The following is a 19,076-nucleotide window of genomic DNA, read 5'->3' as shown; positions in this document are numbered from 1 at the left end:
TTTTAATTAGGTTTAACAAATGTATTTATTCGCGACCGAATATCAAACTTTAATTACTAATTCCCAAAATTATATCGCACGGTTAAACCAGAGCGCAATGTGGTTTGTGGAAATGCTGTAGAAATGGCGTATTCTGAAAAACTATAATCGAAATAAAAGATCGCCGATAGGTTTTTACTAAAGGCATAATCTGCCGTGTATTTTAATCCCCATATTGTTTGTCCGGAAGTAACTTGATTATTATTTAGGTCTAAATATCTAATAATCGTTTTATTTTCTCTTAAAGACACATCGGCTTTCATATTAATGTCGCTTACTATCGTTCTATTTGGGCCAGCCAATTTAGAACGCATTCTTACATCTTTTATACGATACCCTAAACCTATTATATATTCGTTTCCTATAATTTCGGTCATTAAATTATTATCGAAACTTAAAGACAGTAACCTATCTTTTCTAATCTCGGTAAGAATTTTAATAGAATTCTGCATTTCGAAATCTAAACGAATTAACGGACTAAACATCTCGGTTAAATTGATGTTACTGTATAAGTTTTCATTTTTATAATCGCCTGACTGGTTTAACACGTCGTCGGGTTGTTGCGTATAATCTAAATCGTAATTAATAGAGTTGTAATCTAAATTGGTAGTAAATTGGTTTATGGTATACGTAGAACGGTAACCATGGCCAACAGAAAAACGTTTAAAGTGTTTTTTAAACCAAGCCATTTTCATAAACCCAGTGTATTTTAAATCCCAGTTAGGTAAAGGCATATTCCTAAAAGCACTTAAACTTACACCATCGGCATCTTGCCCTTGGTACGCCGCTAAAAAAGATGGTAGCAGGACAGCCTGACTACTTTTACCAAATCCTAAGGCATATCCATTAACATCTCCGTTTTCAAAGTTATCTGGATTACTCATATCTACACCTGCTTGTTGAGCTAGACGTCTCGATACAATTAATCGATTCGATCTAAAATCGGTAAACGCTTTCGAACCGTTTTCATCGCTTGTTCCAAATGCCGTTTTAATCAATAACGTAGAAATATTAAAATTACCATAAGTATTTGGCGTTAGTGCATTATACTCGTATTCACCATTTAATTGATCGATAACATAATTTTCTGTAAAACTCTCGGAATACAAACGATTAAAAATTAAATCTATTTTTAAATCTTTGGCAGGTTCTAAGTTTGCCGAAATATCTAATTGTCTATTATGTGTTTCTGTATATTGTTCGTTAAAATCTGGATACACAGTTAACCAACCTTTTTTGGCAACATAATCTCTAATATCGCTTTGGCTTCCTATCGTATATCCAAATGTTGGTTGTACGGTTCCTAAAAATCCTGGAGTTTGTAAATATCCTGGTAAATAGGTTCCATTATTTTCCTGATAATTTAATTGGATACGTTTAACCATCGTTAAAATATCTATACCTGCATTTACCCAAGCGTTACTTTTATTACTCGCTTGTTCTGGATTAGCTTCTGCTGCGCCTTGCGGTTGTGGGCGTCTTGGTGCTGCTCTCGCCGCAGGTTTTTTCACCAAGCCCAGATATTTATAGAGTTTGTTCATATCCATAGACGTGTTTAGGTTATGCACATTCGCATTCTGAATAGTGTTCCCTAAGTCGTAAGTAGCGCCATCTATTTCTAAATCGCCATATAAATCTGAACCTTTTTGCCATTGAAAATCTCCGGTATACGCATACGTCGCTTGTAAAAAGCTTAAAAATGGGATTTTATACAATGGTAACTCGTAATTAATTCCTAATTGCTGATACTGCCTATTCGGCGCACCTATATCTAAGAATCCATCCCAAACATCTAAGGTGGGGTCTTGTTCGCCATTAATAATATTGTCTTTAAAATAATTCCTTACAATATTATTCTTCGAGGTAGTAAAGTTAATTTGTAAGGCCCGAGTTAAATTATAACTAAAGGTATATTGAAAATCGAAAGTATAATTACGTCTGTATAGCTCCTCTAACCCGATATTTCCTTCTCCAAGTTCGACTTCTCTAAATCGTTGTTTATTGTAATTTCTTAAAATATTAGAACTCACCGTAAAAGTTGTAGGCAAATAATTAAAGTTGAAATCTTTTAAAATCTGCCAATATTTACCTGTAAATAAAGAATCGTTTTTCTTGAAAGGCTCTATGGTTTTTGGAGTGAAATTATACGCGTAATTTGCTCCTAATCGTACCGCCTTATCAACAGAATTTTCTATTTCGAAATCGCGATGCTCGGTTTTGTTAAACGAGTAGTTTAAAGTAAAATTCTCTACATCGTAAAAATGTGGCTTATCCTCTGTGGTTCTTATTTTTCTAACACCAATAAAGTTGATACTCTTTCGCTTGGTATAATTCTCGTTCACTTTTAAAACCGAATCCACATTGTTAGTATTATCTAACTGTGTATCTAATTCTAAATCGCGGTAATATGCATCGTACTTTGGGGTGATGGTTTCTTCACTTTGCCCGAAATTAAATGGAATTTGAACACCCCATTTTTTTGGAAGTAGTTGCCCAATATTTACATTGGTTACCACATCGTATTGCACCACATCTTCTAAACTACGTTCGCTTGGCCCTTGTTCTATACTACCAAAACCAGCCGTACTTTGTCTTCCTGTTGCACTTACATTGGCAAAATCGGCTAAGTTAGAATCTACACTTAAAATCGCTGCCCAACCCCCATCGTTATCCATATCAGACAAACGTAATTCGTTAAACCAGAACACACCACATTGCGGGCTATTAGCGCCGTTTTTAACTCCTAACATTAAGGTTCTAATATCTCCAAAATTCGGATTTCCTTTTATCCCTATACGTTGCTGCCCTAGCACATAACCACTATACGGATCGGTAACCAAAGTTAAATCGCTACCTTCTACATCGTAAAATGTGGGATCTTCGTTGGCCAAACTTCCGTCGGCTAAACCTTTCGATTTTATTTGCTGAAGTAATTCTATGGCTAAATTGACTTCGTTTTCTTCTGGCCAAAGCGCTTCCCTAGAGGTGCCTTCGCTCTTTTTTAACGGAATTTCAATCTGATAATAGTTCTGAGTTAAATCGTTACCCATTCTAATAAACGCCACCGGATAATCGTCTAAGCCCATCGTACCATCGTCTTCGGCATGCACAAACATACGCAGACGTTTATATTGACGCATGTCTATGCTAATATTTTTATAAACAGCTCTAGAATCCGCTTCTTCTAAACCACAAACATTTAGAACTAAAGATTGCTCGTTTTGCTGAATTACGGTATTGTTATTATATAATTCTTCTGGATCTACACCTGGAGGAGATTGGTAAATACCATCATTTTCTAAGGTGCTAATCACACCTACAGAAAATTCTGTTTCTGGATCGTCTGGTGTAACGTCATCCTTGTCTAACGCTAAAGTATAACGCCTCCAATCGCTTCGTACTAAATCTAAAGTTCCAAAACGAAATACGGTTGGCTCTATAAAACCTTTTACATACATACGTGCAAATCGTATCGATCTTAAATCGGTGATACCCCCTACCGATTTCACATTCGAACCTTCAACAGGAATTCTAAATTGATACCATCTTACATTTGTTGTTTGCCCATTGGCCAATAATCTCGGCTCAACTTTAATATCTTTTATGTATTCACTTAATGGGTTAGTTGGTGGTATATTTCCAACATCACTCGGACTTTTCGGTAAATTCGTCGGGTTTAAATCTAACTCGTATTCGTAATAACTATCTATGGTATTCATAGTGTTATCACGGTTAATATCTTCTACATCGGGTTGGGTAGTCGATCCTCTATTTGTATCAGAAAAAACTTCTGGCGAGTTTCCATCCACTCCATTATAACCTTTATAACGCTGAAAAATATCTCCACTTGTGTTTAGGAAATATGTGTAATTATCGTTCGACGGGTCGGGTCCAAAATCAATTCCAAAAGCAATTCCTTCTTCTTCATCACTATACCCATCGTAACCAACATCTTGATTGGTACGTTCGTTTCCTTGACTGTCGAAAGCATAAACTAACGATTGGTTTTGTGGTACAACTGTTCCCCACTCGGTGGTTGGTAATAAAGAAGAATTTCCGTCTTTAGGCAATCCGTTTTCGTATTGTTTTCTTCCGTCTTTAATAATGTCTTCCGAAATATTTCCTAGATTAAAAACCAGTTTTCCTCCAGGATTCGATTCATTTTCTTGAAACGGATCTTGTAACCAGAATTCGATATATTCAACATTGGCTTGCTCAAAATCTGTAGAAGTTAAAGCTCTAGTAATTCCGGCCCAACTATCTTCTGGATTTGGAATGGTTCCACTTTTTGTATTCGGATCGAAATTATAAGGCCCACGTTCGTCTGGATAATACGCCAAATCTAGGGTGTTTAAAACAGTAGATTGCCCTTGTGCAATTCCCTGTTCTGGAAATAATTCTTGAATAAACACACGACTGGTGTATAAACCCGAAATATCATTATCTGTCATTCCCGAAGGCCGTTGACTCGAATAAAAAATAGGATCGATCATATACCAGTTTAACATAGCACGCTGGTACCCGTTTTGAATCCCGTTTTGGTCTTCGTTAGGATTGCTAGGCACATTTAAACCTACAGGTCTGCTTGATAAAAACCAAGACTGTTGTGCCTTTAAAGAAATGGCATTTTGCGAGCCTTCAAAATCATCGACATAGGCCGTAGCTTCTCCATTAAAATCTGTTCCTTTTGGGGCTCCAGGTTTTAAATAAGCAAATTCCCCACGAACCGATAAATTTGAGGGCACATCGGTATCTATGTTTGGTAATTTATTAACCAAGCGGGTTAAAAAAGGTACTTCGGTAGAGTAATTTCCGTTAAACCCAAAAATGGTATTATTTATAGGTTCTGTGCTATAATTTGCTTTTTGCGTTATTGGCCGTTCGTGAAGGTTTAACATGGTAGCCCCTAACACAAATTTATCGCTAAATTGATGCTCTACATTAACCCCCATAAAACGTTTTGTTTGCTGCCCGAACACAGCGTTGTTTTCTGTAGATACTTGGATTGGTGTATTTGATGCTTTTAAAGCTTCATCTAAAATTTGAACTTGTCCCAACTGGTAATTAACCGTATAATCTATACCTTCTACTAGCACACGTCCACCAGCGGTTACAGTAACCGAACCACGTGGTACATTAAACGCGCCAATAGGAATACCTTCGCCTCCGGTAGATTTATAACGTCCCTTTATTTGAAACTTATTTTTCTCGGCATAATCTTGAGCCTTCGTTTTCGTAACTTCATATAACTCGTTAAATACATACTTCTGCTGGTTAGGGTTGTAAGTGTTAGGATCGTTATAATCTTCGGAACTTGAAGGGATGTGTAACACATCGAATAGGTACGATCCAAAAGGTTCAGCTTTGGTAAACACAATTTTTCCGTTAGACGGAATAACAGTCATGCCACTTACATAATCGAAGAATCCATCTCCTCGCGCTTGCGGGTCTCCGTTATAATTTAATTTATCAAAATTGAATAAACGCAGTAATGGTACTTCTTGAATAGGGTCGCCATCGAAGGTTGTTCCAAAATCTCCACCAACTGGGGAAATATAGTTTAACGGTGATGCTTCTGTATAAAATATATTTAATTTAAAATCTTCTTGGGTTAATTGGTAAGCCCCCGTATCGTAGATGTTTTTCATCATCAGCTTCCAAATTGGCTGATTTACATTTGTAATCGGACTCTTAAGTAATTTTAATACTAAACTATTATTTGTAATTACCGTTTGCGCATTCTCATCGTCGTCGCCTTCAATATCTGTAGCATTTACACCGTCGTTGGCAAATTCCCCAACCTGATACACTTTACCTCCTACCGTAAACTGAAAGGCAACAGCTAAAATTTCATCATTATTTAATCGCTGATTTAAGGAAATATACCCCAATTGCGTATTTAAAATAAATTCTGTACCCTGAACTAATTTTTTAGCATTTTCTAGTTTTGCATAATCTTTTCCTTCGCTAGTTCCTGGAACTAAAATTCCGGATTGTACGGTGGCAATATCTCTTACCGCCGATGTTAATTGCCCATTAGCCTTACCTATTAAAGTAGGGTCGTAAGCATTGTTTCCGTTATCTGGAAAGGCACCCGGACTGTTAAAAATATTTACTGCAGAACCAATTAATTCAGAATTCGACTCTCCTAAATCTTGAAAACCTACTATATTTCTAACATTATCTGTACTATTGGTACGGTTGGTAATCCAGGCTTCAATACGGGTAATTTGAACGTTTGTATTTATAAACGGATAATTTGATAAAGCCTCATCGTATTTTTCTCTAAAGTATTGTGCTAAGAAAAAGTGACGGTTTTCGTCGTAGTCTCTCGCAAATAATTCAAATTCTTCTAGTGTTCCACCACCTTGAGCTACCACAGTACGCGTTTCCGATTTTTGTTCAGAAAAAATACCGGTTACCGTAGTTTTACCAAATTGTAATTGCGTTTTTACACCAAATAAACTTTGTGCACCTGTAATTAAAGTACTATTTAAAGGCATACTCACATTACCGACTTCAATTTTTTGAATGATATCGTCTTCGGTTGGGGTGTATTCTAATTTTATTAAATTCTGAAAGTCGAATGTAGATTGTGTATCGTAATTTGCTGTAACCTGCAAACGTGTCCCAACATTTCCTAGTAAACTTAAACTAATACGTTGGTCGAAATCGAAACTAAAATTACTTCTATTTCTAGGAGAAAACGCCGGATTGTCTTGCTTTGAAAACAAAACTCCCAAATCCATCTCTACCGAACCTTGTGGAATAACCTCTACGGTACTCCCTCCAAAAATAGATTCGAAAAAGCTAGAATTCACATAAAAAGCAGGCAATAGGTTTTTCTTTCCGTCTTCGGAACCCTCTTTTTTACCATCGAAAGCATCAATTTTTTGCTTGTAATACGATTTTAAATTTTCGGCTTGCACCAATTCTTCAAACTCGTCTGGGGTTAAAATTATAGGATAATTGATATTGAACTCGCCTACAGACTCGGTGTAGATATAACGATTTGTAAACGCATCATAAGTATATTTTGAAACAATACTTGTAGGGTTTGGCATATTTATACGCCCTAAAGTATGACCCGTTTTAATACTATCTTGAGGTATAGTTGGTGTTGTTTGCGCAACCCCTGTAACTGTAATTAAAAACAGTACTAAGAAAACAACAACTGTTTTTATGGTAAGATTAAAAGCGTTAAAATGAGTTGTATTCAAAATCTATTATAAATTTTTTAAAGCTTGTTTTATAATGGTTTCTACTGATGCATCTGGCTCTGCTTTAACAATTTTGTCTACAGCACGCTCTGCTTGCTTTTTAACAAAACCAAGGACTTCTAAAGCAGATAACGCTTCATCTTTGTTGGTATTGTTTGATGATGCAGAAACTTCATCAATATCGTAAATCTTTAAAACTTTATCCTTTAAATCTATAATAACTCGTTGCGCTGTTTTTACACCTATTCCTTTTATAGATTGTATTAAAGCAACATCTTCTTTGGCTATACCTTCACGAACTTGTTTTGGAGTTAAAGAAGACAGCATGGTACGCGCAGTACCCGCGCCTATACCACTTACCGAGATAAGCAATCTAAACATATCGCGTTCGGCAATAGAAGAAAACCCATACAAGGTATGGGAGTCTTCTTTTACTAAAAGTTGTGTGTATAATTTTATGTGTTCCAGATCTGGAATTTGCGAATATGTATGCAGCGAAATATTTAAAAAATATCCAACACCATTACAATCTATAACGACATTTGTTGGATTTTTTTCTACTAATTTCCCTTGAATATGTGAAATCATTAGCTAGGATTGTTATAGCTCCAAATGTAACATTTTTTTTCACATTTTAACTCATTGCTTTTCATGCAATCTCCTTATCGCTTTTCTTTTTGTTGTGCATCAACAACAGCAATGGCCGTCATGTTTACAATTTCGTCTACGCTTGCTCCTAATTGTAATATATGAACAGGTTTACGCATTCCTAACATAATAGGTCCTACCGACTCTGCATTGTTCATCACTTTTAATAGTTTATAGGTGATGTTGGCTGCATCTAAATTTGGAAAAATTAAGGTATTCACTTTTTTACCAGCCAATTTCGAGAATGGGAAAATTTCTTGAAGCAATTCGCTGTTTAAAGCAAAATCTGTTTGCACTTCACCATCTACAATTAAATTAGGGTATTGTCTATGTAAAAATGAAACGGCTTCACGTATTTTTGAAGCGCGTTCGTTAGTCGACGATCCAAAATTCGAATATGAAGTCATGGCTATTACAGGTTCTAATCCGAACATTTTTACTGCCGTAGCAGTCATTCTAGCAATAGTAGCTAAATCTTTAGCCGACGGATCTACATTTATAGCGGTATCACTTAAAAACATCGGACCACGTTGTGTCATCATCAAATTGGTTGTTGCTACACGTGTTGCACCTTTTGCCATCCCGATAACCTCTAACATAGGTTTTACTACTGCTGGGTAAGCTCTAGAAAATCCAGAAATTAAAGCATCTGCATCGCCTTCGTTTACCATCATGGCACCAAAATAATTACGCTCGCGCATAAGGCTTTCTGCAGAATATAAAGTTACTCCGCGACGCTTACGTTGTTCCCAATACACTTTTGCATATCGTAATTTACGATCTTGTTCTTCATCAGATTTTGGGTCAATAATTTCAACCTCGGCATCAAACTCGATTTCTTCCATTAATTTTAAAATGGTTTCGCGACGCCCTAGTAAAATAGGTTTTGCAATCCCTTCATCGAATGCGATTTGTGCCGCTTTTAAAACTTCTAGCTTATCTGCTTCGGCATACACCACACGTTTCGGATTCATTTTAGCACGATTAAATAGTAATTTAATCAGCTTATTATCTGTTCCTAATCGGCTTTCTAATTCGTTTTCATAATCTTCCCAATCTAAAATAGGCTCTTTAGCAACACCACTTTCCATAGCGGCTTTTGCAACTGCTGGTGGTATTTGAGCTATTAATCGAGGGTCGAATGGTTTTGGAATGATATAATCTTTACCAAAAGTTAAACGGGTCTCGCCATAGGCAATATTTACTTGTTCTGGTACGGGCTCTTTTGCTAACTCTGCTAAAGCCACAACCGCTGCCATTTTCATTTCCTCGTTAATTTTAGTAGCACGTACATCTAGCGCACCTCTAAAAATAAACGGAAATCCTAAAACATTATTCACTTGGTTAGGATGATCGCTTCGCCCTGTAGCCATAATAATATCTTTACGAGTATCTATTGCTAATTGGTACGCTATTTCTGGATCGGGATTAGCCATAGCAAATACGATTGGGTTTTCGGCCATTATTAATAGCATCTCTGGAGTAACCACATCGGCCATAGATAAGCCAATAAATACATCGGCATCTTTCATGGCATCGGTTAGAGTGTCTATTTTTCTATGGGTTGCAAATTCTGCTTTTTCTGCTGTTAAATTTTCACGATCGTCTCTAATAACACCTTTACTATCGCACATCACGATATTTTCTCGTCTTGCACCAAAAGCTTGGTATAATCGCGTACAAGAAATAGCTGCTGCACCAGCCCCACTAATTACAATTTGTACATCTTCAATTTTCTTTTCAGAAAGCTCTAAGGCATTAATTAAAGCTGCCGCCGATATAATTGCCGTTCCGTGCTGATCGTCGTGCATTACAGGAATATCTAATTCTGCTTTTAAACGACGTTCAATTTCAAAAGCTTCTGGAGCTTTAATATCTTCTAAATTAATTCCTCCAAATGTTGGAGCAATCATTTTTACGGTTTGAATAAAGGTTTCAACATCTTCGGTATCCACTTCAATATCGAACACATCAATATCTGCGAATATTTTAAACAGCAAACCTTTACCTTCCATAACCGGTTTAGAGGCTTCTGGACCTATATTTCCTAAACCTAACACGGCTGTACCATTAGAGATTACGGCAACCAAATTTCCTTTGGTGGTATATTTATAAGCGTTTTCTTTATTTTTTGCTATTTCTAAGCAAGGCTCTGCTACTCCTGGCGAATAGGCTAATGCTAAATCTCTTTGGGTAGCGTATTTTTTAGTTGGAACAACTTTAATTTTACCAGGTGTTGGCTTGGCATGATAAATTAGTGCTTCTCTTCTCTTGCTCTGTTTACTCATAATTACAAATGTTAATGACTAACAAATGTAACAATCCTATGCGTGAAACTCTAATCTATTTTATAGGAAGATGTTTATTTTTGATGATTTATTTTGATTGATTCTATCAAAATTTAAATGCAATCGTTTTCGTATTTATATAGTCTGAAAATAGTTTAAAGCTGTCTTTTAAAAGATTATTTCAAAAAATCAATATTACGTTTTAATCCCGCAAACTTAGTACGTTTTACTGCCGATTTTTTAAAAACTTTATTGAAGGTATCGGTGGTTATGTCTTCCCAGTCGTTTTTAGTCATTTGAAATAAATCTGGATGCGGATTAAAAAGTGGTTCGTTATGTGGGGTTGAGAAACGATTCCACGGACAAACATCCTGGCACACATCGCAACCAAACATCCAGTCGTCCATTTTGTCTTTGAATGCTGTTGGAATATTGTTTTTTAGCTCTATAGTTAGGTAAGAAATGCATTTGCTACCATCAACTACATAAGGTTCTGTAATGGCTTCTGTTGGACAAGCGTCGATGCATTTGGTACATGTACCACAATGGTTTGTAGTAATAGTATCGTATTCTAATTCTAAATCCACAATCAATTCGGCAATAAAATAAAAAGATCCCACTTGTTGGGTTAACAGATTACTGTGTTTCCCAATCCACCCTAAACCCGATTTCGCTGCCCAAGCTTTATCTAACACCGGAGCCGAATCTACAAAAGCACGGCCCTCGACCTCGCCTATTTTGGTTTGAATAAACTCCAGTAATGCTTTTAACTTATCTTTTATAATGAAATGATAATCGGTGCCATAAGCATATTTAGATAATTTATAACTGCTTGAAATTTGTTGCTCTGCAGGAAAATAATTCAACAGTACAGAAATCACAGATTTAGAACCTTCTACTAGTTTTGTTGGGTCTAAACGTTTATCGAAATGATTTTCCATGTATTGCATTTCGCCATGGAAATTCTGATTTAAATACCGCTCTAAACGTGGGGCTTCGGCTTCTAAAAATTGGGATTTACTAATACCACAAGACATAAAACCGAGACGTTTGGCTTCGGTTTTAATCCAACGAGTATAGTCCGCTTTTTTATTCAAGGGTTAACAACTTATCAATAATTTCATAATCTCTAACACAAGAAAAAACAATAGCCTTATCTGCATTTAATAACACAAAAAACGGGTATCTATTTGTATCGAAAGATCTAATTAATGCAGAAGCGTTGGGAATAATTATTGATTTTAATCCTTCGGAACTGGCAAAAGTTTTTGCCTGATTATAAATAGATTCTGTTAATATTAAAGACGTAAATCCTTTATCCAAAGCAGCGTTTTCAACTTCACTAATGCTTTCTACATTAATTCTAGGAAATTCGAGTTCATGCTGTAAAATTATTAAGGTATATTTCGTGTCAATATTACTTAAATCGAAAATTGAATTAGTAATATCTTTCTGTTTAATCTTGACTACATTTAGATTTTCTTTTTTATCATGAGCAAGACTTGCATCTTTAATAAAATAATACGTCGTGGGGTAACCATTTAAATCAGTGTCCTTGACCATTAAATCCGCCTTAGGATACTTTTTAAGTAACTTACCAAAATTACTAATATCGCTTATATCAATTAATTTTCCTGTATCATAGTCATAAATAACAGTAGACTCGGTAACCGTCATATTGGTCACTTTATCAAACTGACGGCTCTGCACTTTTTCCTGAGCTGAAACTGTGGATATGAATAAAAAAAAGATAATTAAATATTTCATATAAGTAGTTTTTAAAAAAGTCAATCTATTGAGGCCCTGGTTATAAAAGACTATAAGCACGGATTTAAAATCCGTTACAATCTGAATCCTATTTATAACTGTTTCTCCCCTACAGGGCTTAAGTGCTCTCAACTCCAGGAAGAGAGCACCCAAACCCTGTATATGTCGATTGCTCATTTTAATTAAAATAACACATCTATTTAGCCTGTTTATCTTTCTTTTTTGAAAGACTAGGATTGGCTTTAAAACAAACCGCCTTGTACCGGTCCTTTGGTGCGTCCTAGATGCAAATAAGCCGCTTCGGTAACTTCACGTCCGCGTGGTGTACGCATTATAAAGCCTTGCTGAATTAAAAAGGGTTCGTAAACTTCTTCAATGGTTTCGGCACTTTCACTAACGGCAGTTGCTAAAGTAGTAATCCCCACAGGACCACCTTTAAACTTGTCGATTATGGTGGTTAGTATTTTATTATCCATTTCGTCTAAACCGTGGGCATCTACATTAAGGGCTTTTAATCCGAACTGAGCGATGGCCAAATCTATGGTTCCATTACCTTTAATTTCTGCAAAATCCCGAACACGACGTAATAAGGCGTTAGCAATACGTGGTGTACCACGGCTTCTTCCTGCAATTTCTATAGCAGCATCCATATGGATCGGTACATTTAAAATTTCGGCACTACGTTCGACGATTGTCGATAATAATTCGGTAGAATAATATTGTAATCTACTACTAATCCCAAACCGTGCACGCATAGGTGCGGTTAGCAATCCGGAACGCGTTGTTGCGCCTATTAGTGTAAACGGATTTAAATGAATTTGAACCGTTCTAGCATTTGGTCCAGACTCGATCATGATATCTATTTTATAGTCTTCCATTGCCGAATACAAATATTCTTCTACAATAGGACTCAATCTATGGATTTCGTCTATAAACAGCACATCTCGTTCTTCTAAATTGGTAAGTAAACCAGCCAAATCGCCAGGTTTGTCTAAAACAGGACCAGACGTAACTTTAATACCAACACCTAACTCGTTGGCTAAAATGTGTGCTAAAGTGGTTTTACCTAGTCCTGGAGGACCATGAAATAAGGTGTGGTCTAAGGCGTCTCCACGTCTATTTGCAGCTTCTACGAAAATACTAAGATTTTCTAAAACCTGATCTTGACCAGCAAAATCATCAAATGATAAGGGCCGTAATGCTTTTTCGATATCAATCTCTTCCGAAGAAAAATGTTCTTTATCTGGATTCAGGTTTTCGTTCATAAGCTATATAAAACTACAAAGTAAATCATTATTTAAGTCGATTGAAAGATTTTAAGCTATTATCTAAATCGCCATCCTCTTGTATTGGTACTGGCTTCTAATTTATTTTCTAGGCTATCTTCTAATTTAGGAAAAAAATCGATCCCAGTACGCGCTTCTATCTCGTCTACAGATACCACATAATCTTTAAGAGAACCGTTTACATTAGGTTTGTTGGGCATGACAAAACCAATCATTTTAGATTGTTTTCCATCATCTTTAAAAACAATTTTATAAAAGTAATTTGGAACCGACACCGGATCTTTTCCTATGGTTTTTAAATTATCGGTTAAAATACCACCGGTAACGACATACACATCGTTATAAGATTTTGCCCAATACCGTACGGTTTGCTCTAAATCATTCCAAATTCCAGCATTAAAATCGTGATTTTGAGGGGAAATATTACTAGTTAAAAACGTTTCGTGATAGGCATCTTCAGAATATTTACGATCTCCTGCCGGACATAAATGCCCCTTATCGTATCCGGAGTTCTTATAACTACGCCAATCTGCAGATTTCGTTTTTACAGCCTTATCTTCATTAAAATAAGGTCGTTTCCTATCGGTATAAACAATATCTGATTGTTTTAAATGATAGGCTACCCACTCTGCTTGTTCATGATTTTCGTTATACGACAACACATAATTATTATGAAACACTACCGCCCCCGTAGTAGAGGTTGGTAAGTAATAGGCATTGTCTTTTGTATTATTGTGGGCTTTAGGCAAAGTCGTACCATCTGAGGTAAAATCAACTTCATGACTCAGATAATAATCATAAGCATAAACACCAACTATTAATATAACTCCGAGTATGGTAAAGACTTTTTTCATATACAATTTACAAAGCTATAATATAAAGAAAAAGCCTTTTCAAACGGTATGAAAAGGCTTTTAAATATGTTTTAGGATATTGAATTAGTGTTGTAATTCCTCTTCTCCTTCTTTTAATGGTACATTTTGAGGTACAAAATCTACATCGTAACCTGGTTTACTATAATCGTAAGCCCAACGGTGTACAGAAGGAATTTCTCCTGGCCAGTTTCCGTGAATATGTTCTACTGGTGTAGTCCATTCTAAAGTTGTAGATCTCCAAGGGTTTTGTGGCGCACGTTTTCCGTAGAACATGCTTACAAAGAAGTTGTATAAAAATACTATTTGGAAGATAGCACCAATAATAGCAAATACAGTAATTACTTTGTTTACATCGGCTAAATCATCAAATAATGGGAAATTTGAGTTTGTATAGTAACGTCTTGGTAAACCTGCCATTCCGATAAAGTGCATTGGGAAAAATACACCGTAAGCACAAATTGCCGTAACCCAGAAGTGAATATACCCTAAGTTTTTATTCATCATTCTACCAAACATTTTAGGATACCAGTGATAAATTCCAGCAAACATACCATAAAGGGCAGATATACCCATTACTAAGTGGAAGTGAGCAATAACGAAATACGTATCGTGTACGTTAATATCTAAAGCACTATCACCTAAGATGATTCCTGTTAAACCTCCAGTTATAAAAGTTGAAACAAAACCAATAGAGAATAACATGGCCGTATTCATTTGAATATTACCCTTCCAGATGGTTGTAATCCAGTTAAAGGCTTTTACAGCAGATGGTATAGCAATTAATAAGGTTGTAAATGTAAATACAGAACCTAAGAATGGATTCATTCCTGAGATAAACATGTGGTGACCCCAAACAATTGTTGAAAGGAATGCAATCGCTAATATAGAAACAATCATCGCACGGTAACCAAAAATAGGTTTACGTGAATTTGCCGCCATAATTTCTGAAACGATACCCATGGCAGGTAAGATTACAATATATACTTCAGGGTGACCTAAGAACCAAAATAAATGTTCGAATAATACCGGAGATCCACCTTGGTAATGTAATACTTCACCTTGAATAAATATATCTGATAAGAAGAATGAGGTTCCAAAACTTCTATCCATGATTAATAATAAAGCCGCAGATAATAATACTGGGAACGATACCACACCTATAATAGCAGTTACAAAGAATGCCCAAATAGTAAGTGGTAATCTCGTCATAGACATACCAGTTGTACGTAAGTTAATAACGGTTACAATATAGTTTAGCGATCCTAATAAAGAAGAAGCAATAAACAATGCCATAGATACTAACCAAAGTGTCATTCCCATACCAGAACCACCTTGTGCCATTGGTAAGGCTGATAGCGGCGGATAAATAGTCCACCCTGCTGCTGCTGGTCCTGCCTCTACAAATAGAGAAGATAACATAACAATACTAGATAAGAAAAATAACCAGTACGATACCATGTTAAGGAATCCAGAGGCCATATCTCGTGCACCAATTTGCAACGGAATTAACAGGTTACTAAACGTACCACTTAAACCCGCAGTAAGTACAAAGAAAACCATGATGGTACCATGTATAGTAACTAAGGCTAAATAAATATCGGCATCCATAACACCTCCTGGTGCCCATTTTCCTAATAATGCTTCAAATAAAACATTAGGTTGTTCTGGCCATGCAATTTGCATACGGAACATTATAGACATAAGGACTCCAATAACCCCCATAAGTGTTCCTGTTATCAAATATTGTTTAGAGATCATTTTATGATCTGTACTAAATATATATTTGGTAATAAAAGTTTGTTTATGATGATGTCCGTGGTCGTCGTCGTGTGCGTGAGTATCTGCGTGTGCTGACATAATCTAATTTCGGTTTTTAAGTCTTATTGGTATTAGTTAACTAGAGAATTCTTGAAAATCTTTTGCTCTTTAAGCCAAGCATCGTAATCTTCTTGAGATTCTACGATTATTTTCATTTGCATATTGTAATGTGATTTTCCACATATTTTATTACACAATAATAAATAATCGAATTCGTAAGGGTCTAAAGCTGATTCACCTTTGGCCACTAATTCTTTACTGTTTTCAGTTCGAATTTCATTAATACGTTTTACTTTTTTAGCCATATCAGGATTCTGACGCATTTCGGCTGTAGTAATGGTTGGTGTAAAGCCAAATTGTGTAATCATACCTGGAACACAGTTCATTTGTGCTCTAAAGTGAGGCATATAAGCCGAGTGTAATACGTCTTGCGAACGCATTTTAAATAATACTGGCTTACCTACTGGTAAATGTAATTCTGAAGTTATAATATCGTCTTGTGCATTTGGATCAGATTCATCTAAACCTAAAATATTAGCACGATCTATATCAATCAATCTAACATTTGCTTTTCCTAAGGTATTATCGTTACCACCATATCGCGCTTTCCAGTTAAACTGTTGTGCGTATAATTCGATAACTATAGGATCATCGTCTTCGTTCACATTCATAATGCTCGTCCAAGTGAATAATCCATAAATAATTAAACCTGCTAAAGTAATAACTGGTATAATGGTCCAAATCGCTTCTAACATATTGTTATCGGCAAAAAACAATGCTTTTTTACCCTTTTCACCTTTATATTTAAAAGCGAAATAATGTAATAAGAACTGAGTTATAGTCTGAACAATAAAAATAAGCACTAAAGAGATAATCATTAAATTATCTATGTCTGGTCCGTGCGCTGAAGCTGAATTAGACAACAGTGGTAAATCGCCCCATTTTACGATACATACTATGGTTATAGCATAAATAAAGATTAAGAAACCTACCATAAGGTAAGCATTCATAGAATTATCTTTATCTGTAGCGATTTGGTTATTTTCTTCCTGACCTACTTGAGCAAGATCGAAAATTTTTACCATTTGCCAGATGGCAATTAATATAAATACTAAAACTAAAATTGTAAATAAAGCAGTCATATTGGTTGTTGTTGGTCTTTATATGTTACTGTTAGTGGTCGTTAATAATGGAAGTGTTCACTTTCCTTAATTAATGGGTTTCGTTTTGCAAGTAAAGATACTTTAGATAATGATGTAAACACCACAAATATAAACAATCCTGCGAAAAGCATTATTGAACTAATTTCTGGAATACCAATAAACCATCTATCTCCTACAGTTGCAGGCATAATCATTACGAAAATATCCATATAGTGACCGAATAAAATGACGATACCTGCAGAAACTACGAACCAAGGTATACGCTTATAATCGCTATTCATTAATATTAATAAAGGAAATAAGAAGTTTAAGGCTACCATACCGAAGAAAGGTAATTTATAATCTTCTATACGAGTAACGAAATACGTTACTTCCTCTGGAATATTTGCATACCATATAAGTAAGAATTGAGAGAACCATAAGTACGTCCAGAAAATACTAATCCCGAACATAAATTTAGCTAAATCGTGAATATGGCTATCGTTTACTAATGGTAATAATCCTTTCGATTTAAAGTAAATTGTAATTAACGCTATAACTGTAATACCACTTACAAATAAACTTGCAAATACATACCATCCAAATAAGGTACTAAACCAGTGTGGATCTACACTCATAATCCAATCCCAAGACATCATAGATTCTGTATAAATAAAGAATACTAAGAATCCTGCTGCGATACGGAATGATTTTTTAAAGTTTCTATTGTCATCAGATTCATCCTGAGCCAGTGAAAATTTACGCGCAAAATGTCTGTAAGTACACCATCCTGCAATAAAGATAGCACCTCTAAAAGCAAACATACCTATGTTTAACCAACCCGATTTATTCTGAATTAATTTATCGTGTGCTACAACTTCTGGGTCCATCCATACAAATAAATTGTAATGGCCAATAGTACCGGAAGCAACAGCAATTAAAAGTACAATTACTGCCCCTGGTAATAAGTATGCTGTAATACCTTCCATAACTCTAAAAAGTACTGGAGACCATCCGGCTTGAGCGGCAAATTGAATAGCGTAGAAAGCTAAGGCTCCTAATGCAATCATCATAAAAAAGAAAGCCGCTACGTATAATGCAGACCAAGGTCTGTTAGCAATTTGGTGCTGTACGTGTTTAGCGTGTTCATCGCCATGATGAGCATCGGCTTCTGCATGTGCAACTTCACCATGTTCTGCATCGGCATGCATGTCGTGACTTTCAACTTCATGTGTGGCATGCGCCTCACCGTGTCCTCCTCCATGATGCGCAGCTTCATCGGCCAACATAGTTTTTACTTCATCTAAAGATTTATGAGAAGACAAAAAACCATATCCTACTCCTAATACTCCTAAAATCATTAGAGCGAAAGAAAATGTCTTTAATTTATTTGAAAATGTGTACATATCTATATATAATCTTTATCTAATCGACTTACTTTTCTAAATCTGCTTTTAATTTCATAACATAAGCAGCAACTTGCCAACGCTCTTCTTCTAACAATTGATTGCTATAAGAACCCATTGCGTTTTTTCCGTAATGTATAGTATGATACACACTACCTACAGTGATGTTACGTCCTTTATCGTCGTACTGAGGAACTCCTAAAATCTTTTCTCTCTTTACTAAGTTACCTTGACCATCACCTTTAGTACCATGGCAAATACCACAATAAATGTCGTATAATTCTTTACCACGTTTGGTATCTATAGCTGTAGAATCTAACGGACTTTTTAAATTTTCTTTAGCGTCGTTATACCCTTCTAAAGTGTTATCGATATCTATAGGAAGATGTCCTCGAGATATGGTCCCTTCTACAGGTAATTGTGCTTCTACTCCATTTCTAAAAGCTGAAGTTTCACTATATGTTTCGTACCCAACAGACTCGTACATGTTTGGCATAAACTGATAGTTAGGTCTGCCGTTTTCTTGACAAGATACTGCAGATATTAAAACTACGGCTATGACTAATATTTTTATTAAGCTTCTCATT

General features: G+C 35.7%; 11 protein-coding genes. All 11 read right to left on the bottom strand.

What is annotated here, in order from left to right:
- Nucleotides 1–56: 56 nt before the first annotated feature.
- Nucleotides 57–7,259: a T9SS outer membrane translocon Sov/SprA gene (gene sov, locus A9D35_RS12660; RefSeq protein WP_066223570.1), complete on the bottom strand. Its 7,203-nt coding sequence runs from the start codon at nucleotides 7,257–7,259 to the stop codon at nucleotides 57–59.
- 6 nt (nucleotides 7,260–7,265) lie between these two features.
- Complete coding sequence (ruvA, locus tag A9D35_RS12655; RefSeq protein ID WP_066223568.1) at nucleotides 7,266–7,847, bottom strand: Holliday junction branch migration protein RuvA; 582 nt, start codon at nucleotides 7,845–7,847, stop codon at nucleotides 7,266–7,268.
- Nucleotides 7,848–7,921: 74 nt separating this feature from the next.
- Nucleotides 7,922–10,195 (bottom strand): NADP-dependent malic enzyme, encoded by a 2,274-nt coding sequence (locus A9D35_RS12650; protein WP_066223566.1) that lies wholly within the window; start codon nucleotides 10,193–10,195, stop codon nucleotides 7,922–7,924.
- A gap of 176 nt (nucleotides 10,196–10,371) precedes the next feature.
- Nucleotides 10,372–11,292: a tRNA epoxyqueuosine(34) reductase QueG gene (queG, locus tag A9D35_RS12645; protein WP_066223565.1), complete on the bottom strand. Its 921-nt coding sequence runs from the start codon at nucleotides 11,290–11,292 to the stop codon at nucleotides 10,372–10,374.
- Nucleotides 11,285–11,962 (bottom strand): hypothetical protein, encoded by a 678-nt coding sequence (locus tag A9D35_RS12640; RefSeq protein WP_066223563.1) that lies wholly within the window; start codon nucleotides 11,960–11,962, stop codon nucleotides 11,285–11,287. The genes queG and A9D35_RS12640 overlap by 8 nt, the downstream gene beginning before the upstream one ends.
- A 242-nt stretch (nucleotides 11,963–12,204) precedes the next feature.
- Entirely contained in the window at nucleotides 12,205–13,227 is a 1,023-nt protein-coding gene (ruvB, locus tag A9D35_RS12635) for a Holliday junction branch migration DNA helicase RuvB (protein ID WP_066223561.1), read from the bottom strand.
- Nucleotides 13,228–13,286: 59 nt separating this feature from the next.
- On the bottom strand, nucleotides 13,287–14,102 hold the full coding sequence (locus A9D35_RS12630) for a DNA/RNA non-specific endonuclease (protein WP_066223560.1): 816 nt from the start codon (nucleotides 14,100–14,102) through the stop codon (nucleotides 13,287–13,289).
- Between the two features lie 84 nt (nucleotides 14,103–14,186).
- The gene (locus A9D35_RS12625; protein ID WP_066223558.1) at nucleotides 14,187–15,980 is read right to left on the bottom strand and encodes a cytochrome c oxidase subunit I; all 1,794 of its coding nucleotides are present in this window, start codon (nucleotides 15,978–15,980) and stop codon (nucleotides 14,187–14,189) included.
- Between the two features lie 32 nt (nucleotides 15,981–16,012).
- Nucleotides 16,013–17,083 carry a cytochrome c oxidase subunit II gene (locus tag A9D35_RS12620; RefSeq protein ID WP_066223556.1) on the bottom strand — a complete coding sequence of 357 codons (1,071 nt, stop codon included), beginning with the start codon at nucleotides 17,081–17,083 and terminating at the stop codon, nucleotides 16,013–16,015.
- A gap of 41 nt (nucleotides 17,084–17,124) precedes the next feature.
- Nucleotides 17,125–18,489 carry a quinol:cytochrome C oxidoreductase gene (locus tag A9D35_RS12615; RefSeq protein ID WP_066223554.1) on the bottom strand — a complete coding sequence of 455 codons (1,365 nt, stop codon included), beginning with the start codon at nucleotides 18,487–18,489 and terminating at the stop codon, nucleotides 17,125–17,127.
- 28 nt (nucleotides 18,490–18,517) lie between these two features.
- Entirely contained in the window at nucleotides 18,518–19,075 is a 558-nt protein-coding gene (locus tag A9D35_RS12610; protein WP_066223552.1) for a c-type cytochrome, read from the bottom strand.
- Between the last annotated feature and the right edge of the window lies 1 nt (nucleotide 19,076).

This window comes from Formosa haliotis, from assembly GCF_001685485.1.
In the GTDB taxonomy this organism is placed as follows: Bacteria; Bacteroidota; Bacteroidia; order Flavobacteriales; family Flavobacteriaceae; genus Formosa; species Formosa haliotis.
This window is presented reverse-complemented; position numbering and strand designations above follow the sequence as displayed.

Coding starts and splice junctions, on each gene's coding strand:
- ruvA (WP_066223568.1), bottom strand. CDS start 7,847: ATGATTTCACATATTCAAGGGAAATTAGTAGAAAAAAATCCAACAAAT.
- A9D35_RS12650 (WP_066223566.1), bottom strand. CDS start 10,195: ATGAGTAAACAGAGCAAGAGAAGAGAAGCACTAATTTATCATGCCAAG.
- A9D35_RS12640 (WP_066223563.1), bottom strand. CDS start 11,962: ATGAAATATTTAATTATCTTTTTTTTATTCATATCCACAGTTTCAGCT.
- ruvB (WP_066223561.1), bottom strand. CDS start 13,227: ATGAACGAAAACCTGAATCCAGATAAAGAACATTTTTCTTCGGAAGAG.
- A9D35_RS12630 (WP_066223560.1), bottom strand. CDS start 14,102: ATGAAAAAAGTCTTTACCATACTCGGAGTTATATTAATAGTTGGTGTT.
- A9D35_RS12625 (WP_066223558.1), bottom strand. CDS start 15,980: ATGTCAGCACACGCAGATACTCACGCACACGACGACGACCACGGACAT.
- A9D35_RS12620 (WP_066223556.1), bottom strand. CDS start 17,083: ATGACTGCTTTATTTACAATTTTAGTTTTAGTATTTATATTAATTGCC.
- A9D35_RS12615 (WP_066223554.1), bottom strand. CDS start 18,489: ATGTACACATTTTCAAATAAATTAAAGACATTTTCTTTCGCTCTAATG.
- A9D35_RS12610 (WP_066223552.1), bottom strand. CDS start 19,075: ATGAGAAGCTTAATAAAAATATTAGTCATAGCCGTAGTTTTAATATCT.